The sequence below is a fragment of the Pseudomonas sp. B21-041 genome, from assembly GCF_024748675.1.
In the GTDB taxonomy this organism is placed as follows: Bacteria; Pseudomonadota; Gammaproteobacteria; order Pseudomonadales; family Pseudomonadaceae; genus Aquipseudomonas; species Aquipseudomonas neuropathica.
The window spans coordinates 2848302-2860659 of the sequence record NZ_CP087175.1; the positions used below are offsets into that span (position 1 = coordinate 2848302).

Here is a 12358-nt window from a genome sequence, read left to right on the forward strand (position 1 = left end):
TTACGCTGTTCCCCTAAATCACCGTCGTCTTCCGGGTGCCCCAGGCTCGAGCACATTCTTATCCAGAACCGGTTTACCAAAAAACCGAAAACCGCTAAGTCAACCGATGCCAATTCTCCCAAATTCTGAGAAAAAAGCTCATAAATTGGTGTATTTTGCTGGCAGTTGGCTATTATTTAGAGTTCAATCGAGTTGTGAGTACTTAAAAATAAAAATGGAGGCGGATATGGTAAATCACAACAGGGAAATGGTTTCTTCTTTGTTTAGGGAGCGTAGTAAATTTGTTGTAATTGGACTGACTGGTCGAACTGGCTCCGGTTGTACCACCGCAGCAAATATTTTAGAGAGTTCCAATCCAAGTTTTCCCCGTGTAGAGGCTGTCCAATATAAAGGAAAGCCTTTTTTTGAGCGGCTAAATGGCCGGCGATACGAAATACTTAAGAATTACGCGGATCGCAATATTGTACAGTTTTATTCGATTAAAGTAAGTGATCTTATATCTGCGTACCTTTTATCAATGGAGGAGGAAGAGCTGATTTCTTTTATTATCGGCACTCAAGAAGTTCCCATTGATAATTCTAAGTTGCTTGAGGTTTTAGGTAGTGGTTCTTACGGTAAAAATAAGATAAAAACTAAGTTTGCTCCGATAATGAATAAGTTGTTGGATCACGATGAAAAGTTTGTGCTTTTGGATAAGGAGAAAGAAAAGTTTATTTCGTTTTTGCGGTTGATGCGCAAATTTACAAATGATTTCAAGAGTGATTTGAGAAAGATTGATAATGCTCTCTATGTTTCGATATATCAATCGGCTGGAAACTCGATAAGAAAAATCGGATGTATTCATAAGGATTACAAGTCGGTTGATTTTATGCCTACAAGCGTTTTTCATCTGCCCGAAACGATAAATCGAGTCGTGAAAGGAATCAGGAGCATAAAGGATAAGGCGCTGATAGTTGTTGATGCCATTCGTAATCCATATGAGGCAAGGTTCTTTAAGGATCGTTATTCAGCGTTTTATCTCGTATCTATCAATGCACCTAATGATGATCGTGCAGCATATCTTCATAATGTTCATAAATTTACGGCTGATAAGCTGCGTGAGATAGATGAGCATGAGTCGGGCAAAACGAAAGTTACTCATGCGGATTTTATTAGTCAGAACGTTAAGCAGTGTATAGAAATGTCGGATATTCACTTATTTAATCCAAGGGGTGAGCTCGATAATAGTAATGTTTTAAAGGCTCAGTTGGCGTGGTATGTCGCGTTGATGCTTCATCCGGGGCTTGTCTCACCAACTTCGATGGAAAGGGTAATGCAAATTGCATACTCGGCAAAAAGTAACTCGGGATGCGTCTCTAGACAGGTTGGTGCTGTTGTCACTGATGCAGACTTCTCTATCAAGGCTGTAGGGTGGAATGACGTAGCTAAGGGACAGGTTCCATGTTCATTACGTTCGCTTAAAGGGTTGATTAATGACTTTGACCCAGTTGCCTATAGTAGATATGAACGGACAAACGCCGAATTTAGAATGAGTGCGAGCAAGAAATTAATAAAGTTAGCCGACGTGATGGAGTTTAGTGGTCAGAACTTATCCTACTGTTTCAAAGATATTCGTAACGGGTTGGAAAGTAGCGAGCGTACGCGCGGCAACCAAGTTCATACCAGATCTCTCCATGCGGAAGAAAACGCATTTTTACAGATTGTTAAGTATGGTGGCGCGGCAATTGAAGGTGGGAAACTTTTTACTACTGCTAGTCCCTGTGAGCTTTGTGCTAAAAAGGCTTATCAGTTAGGCTTGAAGGAGATAGTTTTCATTGATCCTTACCCTGGTATCGCAAATGACCATATTCTAGAGGTCGGAGAGAATCCACCCGATCTTTTGCAGTTTTATGGGGCGGTAGGTAAGGGGTATCATCAACTGTATGACTCTGTACTGCCATATAAGGATGAAGTTGCATATATGGAGTAGATCCATGCGGGCCAAGCCACCATTAATCCAAAGTGGTTTGGCTCTCAGGAAGATAACGTTTATTTAGATTTTTAATAAAGACCTAATGTTGGTTCTTTAAGACTAAGATTTTTTACAATCTGTCATAATCTATATTATGGTTTTTCTCATCATCTCCGCCACTAGCTCCTCTCTTTCTAAATATTTCCCTTTGAGCTTAACTTTGCCAAAAGTATCGTCAACTACTCTCTTTTTATCTTTGTGTATATGGACGTGTATGCCGAATTCCTGTGGTCGATGCGCTGTCCACAATATCGCGGGCGTAGAAGCCCAAACTGTGTATGTACAGCCTGTGTAATCGTCTAAGTCTAATTCTTTATCTGGGGTTACATAGTTGAGTGTGTGAGCGTACTTGTCGTGAAGCGGTTTTAATGGAGTTGATGCTATCGGAACTTTGCTCCATGTACTGTCTCGTCCGCAATTTCCACAAAAATGTTTTTTGTGAGGCACTCGAGCGTACTCGGCCAGATCTAAGTGGGGATAACCACATGAAGAGCAATTTACACATCCCATCGCGATATTATTTTCTAGGCAATAAACGAAATCGAATGCTGCTGGCGGGGTGATTTGAACGTGAGTAATATCTTCATTGCGAAATAGCCCAGTTTCTTGGCTATAGCGCATAGAAACGGCCTGAAAGTCACGGTCAACCAATTTTTTACCATTTTCTGCCTTTCTAACATGCACGTGGATGTTGGGAGCTCTATTTTCAATAAATTCTGTGGAAATGGCTGCTGGCATTGAGCACCACACACCAACCTCGGCGTTCTCATCTACCTCGATTGCGTACGGATTAACAACATAGTTCATTGGTTGGTTTTGATTCGCACATCGCATTTCTTTCGATTGCTCATACACCAATAAATCAGCTTTATTGCCCCAGTGAGTTTGATGCGTAGTACACCACCATCTAAGGGCGCCATTTCTAAATTTTCCTGCGCTTATGAGTGCGCAAGGTAATTGGGCGTCATTTCCGGATTGAGCGGGGAAGTTTCCAAGAATTGTATCTGAGAAGACTGCAATGTTACCCAGTGTTCTACCATATGACCAACAAATAGCGGTCGATTTATCACTAAATAACTCGACAGGAGGAGTTGCTTGCTGTTCTGGACCAATTTTTTTTTCAAAAACTTTATGAGCAGGTTGACTACTATTATCCCAACGGCACTCCCATAGCTCGACGATGCCAGTCGATGTATTTACTCGCCTTTCGATAAACATTTTGCTCGCTCCCTGAATCGCCAAAAAATTTGGTTTGCGCAATAATTTCAAGCGTAGCTCACACTTGAATATTTTGGCATTGAGCGATTTTTTTTCTTCGGTCTTTTATGTATTCACTGATAAATCAAAAGGTTGGAGTAGAAGTGAAACGATTGGCGTGGTGCTTAAAATCAATTGATCTTAGAAAGGCTTGGTCTAAATGATTTGAACAAATAGGAGGGGACGATTTTCATACGCCTAAGATGGTAATACTGATCAGCAAAGATTCGGACTTCAGGTGCTTTGTTCGGGTGAGCGTTTTTGGCCACAGTGCGATGATCCCACAATATCGAACACTTTCGAGGCCTCTGTGAAGAAATTCTAAGCTCCGCCACAGAGGCATTATTTTTAATCCAATGGCACTACGTTATCCAACGCCCGATTCACCGCCAACTCCCCAAGCATCACCACTTGCGCAATGCCTTGCAGTGTCTTGCGTGCAGGTCCGTGAACCAGCCCGATCACATCCCCAAGCATCACCGAAGCCGAGCCGAGTGATTCACTGGCATTCACCAGCAATTCTTCAGTCTTGGTTTTTGGATTGGCGATAAACATGGTGTTGGTTTGATACGAGGTGGCCATGATTTCCGGAGCGGGACCGAGGTAATGGGAGAGGGCGCGGTCGACGGCTTCGTTGAATTTCTTGGCGTCGGGGGATTCGTCGCCCGAGATCGGATCGATTTCTGGCGGATTCGGCGTAATTTTGAACATAGATGAAACTCCTGGGAAACGATTAAGGAGCCATCACACTTCGCTACCAAACGAGGGGTGGCGGCCATGCACAGGTTGGTAGACCGGTCCAGGAGCCCGGCGCGTCCGAGGACGCCCTACGCATGGCCACCATAAAGCGGAGACCAAAAAAGAGATCTCTGCGAAAGGTGCGCAATGCGCCTGGGAAAGTCGGGCTACCAAACCCGATCACTGCTATTCAGTGACCGACCCACGATAGAACCCGCCCACCCGGCGCACAAGCCGGCGGATTCTGGCGTAGTCGTAGGCAACGGCGCAAGGCGTTGTAGCCTGTCGGACGTATCTCGGAACGTTTTTAAACCCGTCGTTGAAATGCCAGGCGTGTGAGGCCTGGCATTCTTAAACCGCGTCGATCATCACCGCGCATCAAGCCCCGGTTTTACTTACACACGGCATCCGCCACGCGATAACCATCCACCAGCAGTGCTTTGCTCACGTCCAGTTCGATGCGGCAGCTCTGTTCGGCTTTTTCGCCCCATTTCATTTGGTAGACCTTGCCTTCACCCACCGACAGCAACACTTGACCGGCCTGGCCGACGACGCCAGCGCTGGCGCCTTTTTCGTTGGTGATGGGGGTGCCGAACGGCGGTTGTTTGCCGTCCTTGAGGCGCACGTTGAGCAGGGCTTTTTCCGAGCGGCTGGCGGCGAAGCTGGCTTTGACCACGGCGCCGCGACGGGGCACGACGTTGGTCACGCCTTCTTCGATGTCGATGTTGTTGTCCAGCTCGCCGGTGTCGAGGGCCACGCGGTTTTTGCGGTACGGCGTGACGTACGGCACGAGGGCGTAACCCTTGGCGTTGGTGAGGTTGCCGTCGCGCCCGCTCAGGCCGGCGCGCTGGTCGAGGCTGCCGTCGTTGTTACGCGTGACGGTGTAGGTGCCGGTGCTGCGCGTCTGGCCGATGGGCATCGACACGCTGAACACCACTTGATTGTTCTGGCCGAAGTTGTCGGTCAGGGTCTTGCTCGCGTAAACGCCGTAGGTCACGCCTTTGTACTGAGTGTTGAAGCCCAATTGCATCTGTTTGTCTTCGCGCGAGGTGCCCCAATAGTTCTGCTTGCTCATGTTCAGGTAGAACGAGCCGTAGCTGTCGAGCGCCTGGTTGATGCTGGCTTCGACTTTGCTGCGCTTGGAGAAGGTGTTGAATTCGTTCGGCTCTTGCAGACGCACCGCTTCATCAAAGTCGCGATAGCCTTCGGTGGAATAGCGATACCCGGCGAAGCGTACCGAGGTGCCGGTCTCGGAGGCCTTGCCGTGTCGCCCAGGTGCAAGCCGCCATCGCCGGTGCTGCCGTCAGCATCAACGCCGATGCGCCAAGCCCGCCCAGCATCCGTAACCCGATCTTCATGGTGTGTGCCCTCCTGAGAAGAAAACGGCCATTCAATGCAGGCTGACTGCATCTGGACGTTGTTGGCGTCGGCCAACGAAGGGCTGAATTATCAGGATCACGAGGCATGCATCGAATAGTCGGCTTCCCGTTGGCGTGTAGGAAATTTCCCAGAGGTTTCGGTCGCGACGAGATTCAAGGCGTGTTTCTCGAGGTAATTGCATCGGCTTGATGTTGATCAGCGAACATTGCTGATGCAGTCATTCGAAACTGCCGAAAATCAACTTAACGTTGAATCTCGTTTTACGCTCCAGCGCAGCTCGATCCCGTCAACTTGCAGTGAATTCGTTGCCTCGGCCACGGCTGGTTCAAGATCTGCTCACTGAGCCGATACAAGCTAAACGAAAAATAATCTGTGGCGAGGATGCAGGCTTCGATCCTTGATCCCCGTCATTCGCGTCCAAGGAGCGACGATTTGAAAAAGCTTGGAATATTTTCATTTTTGTTTTGTACCAATGTGATTGCCACCGAGTCGCGCTACGACCAATACGCCGCCGGTAACGGAAAACTGGGTGCGCGCATTGCTCAGCTGGATAGCGGGACAATTCTGGCTGAGGAAACACTGCTCGCCCCCATGGCCAGTGACCTTCTGCTCAAGGTCAAACCGATGATCCGCGAGGGCGGTAGCGGTATCGCGATTCAGGACTTTTTACTGAAGCAGTTTTCGCAATACGGCTGGCGGCCGATGGCCGTGGGGTACAAGGGATACCCGGAGGCAGTGCCGGTATCAGTGAATAACCAGGTGGGCAACGCTCCTCCCACTGACAAGCCTTTCCCCGAGGCTGCATTGGTCAAAGTGGAGTTGATCGCCGCATCACCCCAAGCCCATGTTGCCCAGGCATGGACATTCGCTACCCCCGATGCCACTGAACAGCAGCGGCAACTGTTGATGACGGCGCGCCGCGCGCTGCAAAGTGGTATCGCTCAGATTCGGGCCGGCGAGCGTGTATCGAATATCGGTAGCGCGATTCAACAGGAGCTTGATGCCGGCGATGCGGTCGCCGTGCAGGAGCTGTCGGGTTATGCCATGGGCCAGATGCGGGTTCAGGCACCTCACGTGCTCGGTTACAAGGGCGAGTACGCTGATGCAGCCTTGATGGAGACCGGGCAGGTGTTAAACGTTTATGTGGTGGCAAAGTCCGGTCGCGTCGGCGTGCGGTTTCTGCCGCCGAAACTCTGGACCGTGCTCACCCGGGACGGTGCAGATAGTGTGATGCTATCGGCGATGGTCGAGGTGACGGAGGATGGGCACCGAGTCCTGAGCAAGTTGATCGACTGAGTCTGACTGAGCGCGACGAGTTATTCGCCGCTCAACTCAAGCGCTTGCGCACCGCCTTCAGCACCGCCTCGATGTACCGGGTTTCGACGCCGATGGCGACGGCTTCACTGGCATCAGGCACTAACTCGATTTGAGTGGTGATGCCTTGTTCACGAAGCAGTCGCTGCGCATCTTCCAGACGTCTGCGTGTACCCGTGAGCCATAGCCGTTGCGGGCCCGTCAGCAACGCGAGGGTTTGCGGGTAGGTGCATTGCAGTTTCCGGCGCAGATTGATCAGTGCCGGTTTATCGGCCCGGTCGAGTTGCGGGGTCAGTACATACTGTTTGCCCGCCGCCGCGGTCAGGTCGTATTTGTCCTGTAGATACTCCTCGACACTAAAGCAATTGGCGACCGTCTCGCGCTCGCCGGTCACCACATTGATCAAGTGTGCATTGACACCGACGTAGCAGAACTCTGTCATGCCGTGGACGACGCAGTCCTCGCTGTTACTGCGAATGACCCAGTAATCACCGTTGGCGGACAGCTCACAGTGCTGAATGACAAACCGCTCGGGTTTGCCATCTCTCATCACACCGTCAAACAGCGCGAGCACGATTGCGCACGCCTGATCTGCGGTCAGTTTGGGGTTGAGCTCGGTCACGCTTTACCAAAACCAAACAATGAACGCAGTTTGCTGCCCAACGTCCGCTGATAGAACGGAGTGGTTTGTGTAAAGAAGTAATCGCTCAGGTCCTGTTCGCCTTCCTGAATGCGATACAGGCCAACGTCTTCGCCATCGGGTGCGGTGTCCCTAGCAACTTGACTGGCTTCGCGCAAGATCAATTCAATATCGCCGTCCGCTTCGATGCCAACCACCAGGTGAGGTTTTTCATCCGTCGTTACGTTGTACATCAGCGCCAGAAACCCACGTTTGATGTTGCGATGTTTGGCGAATAGCTGCGTGAGCGCGTTAACCATTTTTGTTGGATATTGCGCGGGCTGCCCGAGTTGCACGTGGGCGTCTTTTTCCAATGTGCGTTGTGTGGTCCGGCCAATCTCGGCGGACAGCAGGTTCTGCACTTCTCCCGGGAGAAACTCTTTGCCATAGGGCGACTTCGGTTCCAGGAACAGCGGAGTGCCCAGTGTCATTTCAAACAGGGATCTGGCCGGAATTTCCAGGTAAGACTCGCCACGAGCTATGGACTGTTCCAGCGTTTGCAGCGAGGTAAAAAACGGGATGACTGCCGTGCCGTCCTGTTTTTCCCAATGTGCGATGCTGATTTGGCTGCCAGCCTCAAGGTCAATGTGTCCCTTGCCCGCGCCGGTCGAGCCCGGGACATAAACTATTGAGTTCAACAGCGTCTTAAAAAATTCAGGTCGGCGGGCAGGTTCTTTCGCAGCCAACTCGAGCGATTGTTCTAGGGTGTTCTCTTCCTGGGTATTGCTGATGTCCATCGGTGGTTCCATAAAAACAGACAAAAAATGAATGGCAAAGAGTAGATCAGTCGCTGCTGCACCCTAGCAGGATCCAGCGTTTCCCTTGAGCGTGTACGTCGTAGGCAAACTCCCAGAACACCGGATAACCCGGGTGCCCCTTTACGTATCTGAAGGCGCTTATCTGGTCAGCCTCATCGACATGTGCAAGTTGCATCATCTCGTTGGCAAGTCGCGTGATTTCTTCGCGTTTAACGTCAAGCTCAATCGGACCAATCCCTGGCTCACCGGGATATAGCAGTAACTCGATCACGTCCTTTTGCACCTCGGCAATGGATGTGGTCGTTATGTTGGCGACCACACTGCGCGGCGAGATTGCGTTTTCAAGGGCATCAACTAATGGCTGACTCGCATCGAGCGGGCCATAGACGTTTACCCATACCTGATAGTTGAAGCCGTATAGAAGGTGTTCCAAACGTTGGAATGCTTCAGGCCTGTCGTCGCGACTTACTTTCATACGCCTCCCTTGTTGTAACGGCTTGCCCGGCAGAACCCTGAGCAGTTTTTTACGCGCCTGAAAAAACTTTCAGAAAAGCCGGCTGATAAATCCAAAATTCGATGGGGTAGGATGCTCACACACTGGAATAGCCTTCTACATCAAGGACGCGATATTTATGGGAACCCTTTTTTCTCAAGTCAGCGAACGTTTGCACGATCGCCGATTCGCGGTAGCGAATAATACGCAGGGACTGTCGGGTCGCGGCACGGTGTTTCATTACTGTGTTGAGGGTTCGGCCATTTCCAGCACTTACCAGGGCGGCCGGATTCGTATGGGGCACCAAGTGGGGCGCGTGACCGGCCCTGACACCATTGAGTTGCTGTTTCATTGCCTGACGACTGAGGACGAGGTTTTGTCCGGTTGGTCCCGTGGCATTGTCGGGGTGGATGACGCGGGACGAACGACTTTGAGCTTTGTGTGGGGGTGGTTGTCCGGTGCCAGTGGAGGCGGGGAATCGAGTTACGTTGAGGTATCCCCGGACCGTATGTCGGCATAGATTCGGTCTCGTTTAGCCCGCTGATTTGGGCGTCTGTTCAGTAATAAAGCGCTGAGGCTCAGCACGGCCAATGACATCATGCCCATTTCCGGTGAGGGCATAGGGCCGACTGTCTGCAAGGAATAGAGGAGGGATATTTGATGAGCAAACTGTCAGCAATGATCGCGCAAGCGAGTGTGGGCCTTTCCGTACAGCAGCGTATTTCGGATGAGAAGTGGGCGGCAATTGCGCACCAGTGTGGGTATGAAGAGATTGCTGAAATTCGCGATCGAATTGACGCGCTTAAGGCTGAATTGGCGACCGTTGAGGATTGGGATGGTGATACTCAGGATGAGATTCATCGGGCGATTGCTCAATTCACCAGGTTGCTGGAGCTCGCGTCTAATGGTGTTTAGCGGGTGAATGTGCTGTTGTCATAACTTTTGTCTCTTCAATCCGCGATTGGCGCTTTGGACCCGAAGCTGAATGTCGTTAACGCCGGCAACCGGCCAGAAACACCTCATCTAAATTGTGGCTTTGCAGCCATGTTAAGGTCTCAAAACCAAGAGAAAATCCACGGAATTAAAATCATGGAACGGATTCGACTCACCCCCGCGCAATATCACACCGACGACAGCTATTGGCGACTTTTCAAGGCTGAAGATGGTTCTGTCTACATCCTCGTTGAATGTGAAGCGTCTTTTGTGGGGTACCAATCCATGATCAAGCTCAACGCCGAGGAGATGCGTGACTACCACGGTTTGGGCTGGTTATCGATTCAGTATCTGGCTAACCGAATCAATTACTTTGTCAGTGATTACAGCGGCCGAAGGATTACGGGTTCTTTGCTTGAGGAAGCCAATCAGGTTTCTGCGCAGGAATAGTTCTATTGGCTCAGCCCCTTGGAATCCGCCAACCCGCCCTCATAACCATCGCTATACCCAACACCCCGAAGAGGAACGACACGCCATGACCACTCAAACCGAAACCGCCATCCTCGCCGGCGGCTGCTTCTGGGGCATGCAGGATCTGCTGCGGCGCTATCCCGGCGTGTTGCAGACTCGCGTCGGTTACACCGGCGGCGACGTGCCGAACGCTACTTATCGCAATCATGGTGACCACGCCGAAGCTATCGAAATCACCTTCGATCCTGCGGTGATCAGCTATCGGCAGATCCTCGAGTTCTTCTTCCAGATCCACGACCCGAGCACAGCCAACCGGCAGGGCAATGACCTCGGGCGCAGCTATCGTTCGGCGATTTACTACCTCAGCGAAGCGCAACGCGACATTGCCGAAGACACCGCGGCCGACGTCGACGCCTCAAAACTGTGGCCAGGTCGCGTGGTGACCGAAATCGAACCGGCGGGGCCGTTTTGGGAAGCGGAGCCGGAGCATCAGGATTACCTTGAGCGTATTCCGAATGGCTACACCTGCCATTTCATTCGGCCGAACTGGAAATTGCCGAAACGCGGGTGAGTCCAAAACGACCTAAAACGACAGAACCTCAAATATGAATCATGAGCTTTGGCAGGAACCTGATGGCTGTCAGACCTTTTGTCTGGCCGGTGCTCAAGGTGATGGTGCGCGTGCACTCATGGATTCGGACGCGAAGCTTGTTTGGGAGGTCGAGGCTGACAGTCATTTCGAAGCGATGACCAAGTACTATGCGCACATGCAGTGGGGCGAGTACCGGACTGACTTTCCCGAACAAGACAAGACGTCCTACAGAGACCTGGGCTGGGCGATCTGTCGCCCATCCAGCGCCAGCACATAAGCACTGACATTGAGCTGTCGATGCGACTGGGCTGAAGCCCTCCTTTCGGGGCCATCTGTTGCAGGATGGCGCCCGAGTGGAGCGGCAACGGTGTTCAATTCACACGCGTACTCACGACTTCCCCGGTGGCGGTGTCCTCCAGCCAGACTTGCAGACGATTGAGGCCAACGTATTGCGAGCGCGCCATGATTTTCTGGCCCGGCTTGCCATCGAACTTCAGATCCGCATACATGAAATGTAGCGGCAATCGGTATTCCAGTTGGATGGTATAGGTGCCCGGTTTTAGCACCGCGCGCTGCGGCGAATCGTTTTTGTAGTAGTACGTGGAGAACGGGATGTTGCCGACTTTTTCATCGTTGATCCGGATGATGTTCAGGTTCGCCTCGCCGTCGGCAAAGTGCCGCTGGGGCCTGCCGGCATAGGTGTCGGTTTCGACCACGGTGTAGCGCGACTCGTCTGCTGCGGTGGTGGCGCCGACGTTGGAATACGCTGGCATTTCTGCGCAACCTTGCAGGCACAACAGCGCCATGACCAAGGGAAGGACAATCTTTTTCATCGATAAAACCTGTTTTTACTCAAAGTTGATTCACGATCAGACGGGCGTCTGACTTTATTGATCTGCTGATTGCGAGCGGGCGTTTGCCAACAGAGCGCCAGCGCTCAAGCTTTGCCCAGGCCAAACAATGAACGCAGCTTGCTGCCCCAGTTGCGCTCATAGAAGGGCGTTGTTTGCTTGAGAAAGTAATCGCTCAGCCCCAACTCACCTTCGCAGACGCGGAACAGGTCAACGGGCTCGCCATCCGGCGCCGTGTCCCCGGCGACATTGCCGGCTTCGCGCATGACCCGCTGAACATCGCCGTCCGCCTCGATCCCGACGATCAAGTGCGGTTTTTCGTCCACCGAAGTGTCGTGCATCAACGCCAGAAACCCACGCTTCACATTGCGATGTTTGGCGAGTAACTGCGTCAGCGAATGGATCATTTGTGTCGGGTATTGCGAAGGCTGGCCGAGCAGGACTTTGGTTTCTTTTTCGACGGTGCGTGAAGTGGCGGTCTGGCCGACTTCATCGGAAAGCAGATTGGCCACTTCCTGCGGGAAGAACTCTTTGCCGTAAGGCGATTTCGGGTTCAGAAAAAGCTGCGCGCCCAGCGTCATCTCGAACAGAGACCTGGCCGGCAACTCCAGATACGTCTCTTCACTGTTGATCGACTGTTGCAGGGTTTGCAGTGACGAAAAGAACGGAATGACCGAGGTGCCATCCGGTTTTTCCCAATGCGCGATGCTGATGTTGCTGCCGGCTTCGAGATTGACCACGCCGTCTGCCGTGCCCGTAGTGCCGAGGATGTAAACCGGCGAGTTCAGCAGTGTGGTGAAGAACTCAGGCCGGTGCGCGGGCTCGTCGGCGGCCAGCCTGAGCGATTTTTCCAGTGGGTTTTCTTGCGGGTTATCCATAAT

Annotated in this window: 15 protein-coding genes and 1 pseudogene; 7 read left to right on the forward strand and 9 right to left on the reverse strand. The window is 51.6% G+C overall.

All coding sequences use genetic code 11. The features are described from left to right. Nucleotides 1-106 precede the first annotated feature (106 nt). Nucleotides 107-1969 (forward strand): anti-phage dCTP deaminase, encoded by a 1863-nt coding sequence (locus tag LOY43_RS12685; protein WP_258709764.1) that lies wholly within the window; start codon nt 107-109, stop codon nt 1967-1969. Nucleotides 1970-2098: 129 nt separating this feature from the next. On the opposite strand, the gene LOY43_RS12690 is transcribed toward LOY43_RS12685, so the two are convergent. The 4 genes and pseudogenes from LOY43_RS12690 to LOY43_RS28840 all read right to left on the reverse strand — a co-directional run. Further along, complete coding sequence (locus tag LOY43_RS12690) at nt 2099-3280, reverse strand: hypothetical protein (RefSeq protein WP_258709765.1); 1182 nt, start codon at nt 3278-3280, stop codon at nt 2099-2101. A 336-nt stretch (nt 3281-3616) separates the two neighbouring features. Further along, entirely contained in the window at nt 3617-3979 is a 363-nt protein-coding gene (locus tag LOY43_RS12695; RefSeq protein WP_258709766.1) for a DUF6124 family protein, read from the reverse strand. 418 nt (nt 3980-4397) lie between these two features. Beyond that, on the reverse strand, nt 4398-4700 hold the full coding sequence (locus tag LOY43_RS12700; RefSeq protein WP_408980841.1) for a FimD/PapC C-terminal domain-containing protein: 303 nt from the start codon (nt 4698-4700) through the stop codon (nt 4398-4400). Then, nucleotides 4677-5249, reverse strand: a pseudogene (locus LOY43_RS28840) (fimbria/pilus outer membrane usher protein); the annotation flags it as partial. The pseudogene LOY43_RS28840 and the gene LOY43_RS12700, both read right to left, overlap by 24 nt. A gap of 569 nt (nt 5250-5818) precedes the next feature. Here LOY43_RS28840 and LOY43_RS12710 point away from each other — a divergent pair. After that, nucleotides 5819-6682: a M24 family metallopeptidase gene (locus LOY43_RS12710; RefSeq protein WP_256587306.1), complete on the forward strand. Its 864-nt coding sequence runs from the start codon at nt 5819-5821 to the stop codon at nt 6680-6682. A gap of 31 nt (nt 6683-6713) precedes the next feature. On the opposite strand, the gene LOY43_RS12715 is transcribed toward LOY43_RS12710, so the two are convergent. From LOY43_RS12715 to LOY43_RS12725, 3 genes are read right to left on the reverse strand one after another with little or no spacing between them, the layout of a single operon-like run. Then, on the reverse strand, nt 6714-7322 hold the full coding sequence (locus LOY43_RS12715; RefSeq protein ID WP_258709767.1) for a hypothetical protein: 609 nt from the start codon (nt 7320-7322) through the stop codon (nt 6714-6716). Continuing rightward, nucleotides 7319-8116, reverse strand: a complete 798-nt coding sequence (locus LOY43_RS12720) for an enhanced serine sensitivity protein SseB C-terminal domain-containing protein (protein WP_258709768.1) — start codon at nt 8114-8116, stop codon at nt 7319-7321. Before LOY43_RS12720 ends, LOY43_RS12715 begins: the two co-directional genes overlap by 4 nt. Before the next feature lie 46 nt (nt 8117-8162). Continuing rightward, nucleotides 8163-8612: a hypothetical protein gene (locus LOY43_RS12725; protein ID WP_095126401.1), complete on the reverse strand. Its 450-nt coding sequence runs from the start codon at nt 8610-8612 to the stop codon at nt 8163-8165. A 157-nt stretch (nt 8613-8769) separates the two neighbouring features. Between LOY43_RS12725 and LOY43_RS12730 the strand changes: the two genes are divergently transcribed. From LOY43_RS12730 to LOY43_RS12750, 5 genes are all read left to right on the forward strand, one after another. Next, nucleotides 8770-9150: a hypothetical protein gene (locus LOY43_RS12730; protein WP_258709769.1), complete on the forward strand. Its 381-nt coding sequence runs from the start codon at nt 8770-8772 to the stop codon at nt 9148-9150. Nucleotides 9151-9290: 140 nt separating this feature from the next. Next, nucleotides 9291-9545 carry a hypothetical protein gene (locus LOY43_RS12735; RefSeq protein WP_258709770.1) on the forward strand — a complete coding sequence of 85 codons (255 nt, stop codon included), beginning with the start codon at nt 9291-9293 and terminating at the stop codon, nt 9543-9545. 174 nt (nt 9546-9719) lie between these two features. Next, complete coding sequence (locus LOY43_RS12740; RefSeq protein ID WP_095126398.1) at nt 9720-10013, forward strand: hypothetical protein; 294 nt, start codon at nt 9720-9722, stop codon at nt 10011-10013. A gap of 85 nt (nt 10014-10098) precedes the next feature. Then, nucleotides 10099-10605 carry a peptide-methionine (S)-S-oxide reductase MsrA gene (gene msrA / locus LOY43_RS12745; RefSeq protein ID WP_258709771.1) on the forward strand — a complete coding sequence of 169 codons (507 nt, stop codon included), beginning with the start codon at nt 10099-10101 and terminating at the stop codon, nt 10603-10605. A 34-nt stretch (nt 10606-10639) separates the two neighbouring features. Continuing rightward, entirely contained in the window at nt 10640-10903 is a 264-nt protein-coding gene (locus tag LOY43_RS12750; protein ID WP_093433253.1) for a hypothetical protein, read from the forward strand. 94 nt (nt 10904-10997) lie between these two features. Here the strand turns inward: LOY43_RS12750 and LOY43_RS12755 are convergent, their stop codons facing one another. After that, the gene (locus LOY43_RS12755; RefSeq protein ID WP_093433250.1) at nt 10998-11459 is read right to left on the reverse strand and encodes a hypothetical protein; all 462 of its coding nucleotides are present in this window, start codon (nt 11457-11459) and stop codon (nt 10998-11000) included. 104 nt (nt 11460-11563) lie between these two features. After that, entirely contained in the window at nt 11564-12355 is a 792-nt protein-coding gene (gene sseB / locus LOY43_RS12760) for an enhanced serine sensitivity protein SseB (RefSeq protein ID WP_093433247.1), read from the reverse strand. Nucleotides 12356-12358 lie beyond the last annotated feature (3 nt).

Coding starts and splice junctions, on each gene's coding strand:
- LOY43_RS12685 (WP_258709764.1), top strand. CDS start 107: ATGCCAATTCTCCCAAATTCTGAGAAAAAAGCTCATAAATTGGTGTAT.
- LOY43_RS12695 (WP_258709766.1), bottom strand. CDS start 3,979: ATGTTCAAAATTACGCCGAATCCGCCAGAAATCGATCCGATCTCGGGC.
- LOY43_RS12720 (WP_258709768.1), bottom strand. CDS start 8,116: ATGGACATCAGCAATACCCAGGAAGAGAACACCCTAGAACAATCGCTC.
- LOY43_RS12725 (WP_095126401.1), bottom strand. CDS start 8,612: ATGAAAGTAAGTCGCGACGACAGGCCTGAAGCATTCCAACGTTTGGAA.
- LOY43_RS12730 (WP_258709769.1), top strand. CDS start 8,770: ATGGGAACCCTTTTTTCTCAAGTCAGCGAACGTTTGCACGATCGCCGA.
- LOY43_RS12735 (WP_258709770.1), top strand. CDS start 9,291: ATGAGCAAACTGTCAGCAATGATCGCGCAAGCGAGTGTGGGCCTTTCC.
- LOY43_RS12740 (WP_095126398.1), top strand. CDS start 9,720: ATGGAACGGATTCGACTCACCCCCGCGCAATATCACACCGACGACAGC.
- msrA (WP_258709771.1), top strand. CDS start 10,099: ATGACCACTCAAACCGAAACCGCCATCCTCGCCGGCGGCTGCTTCTGG.
- LOY43_RS12750 (WP_093433253.1), top strand. CDS start 10,640: ATGAATCATGAGCTTTGGCAGGAACCTGATGGCTGTCAGACCTTTTGT.
- LOY43_RS12755 (WP_093433250.1), bottom strand. CDS start 11,459: ATGAAAAAGATTGTCCTTCCCTTGGTCATGGCGCTGTTGTGCCTGCAA.
- sseB (WP_093433247.1), bottom strand. CDS start 12,355: ATGGATAACCCGCAAGAAAACCCACTGGAAAAATCGCTCAGGCTGGCC.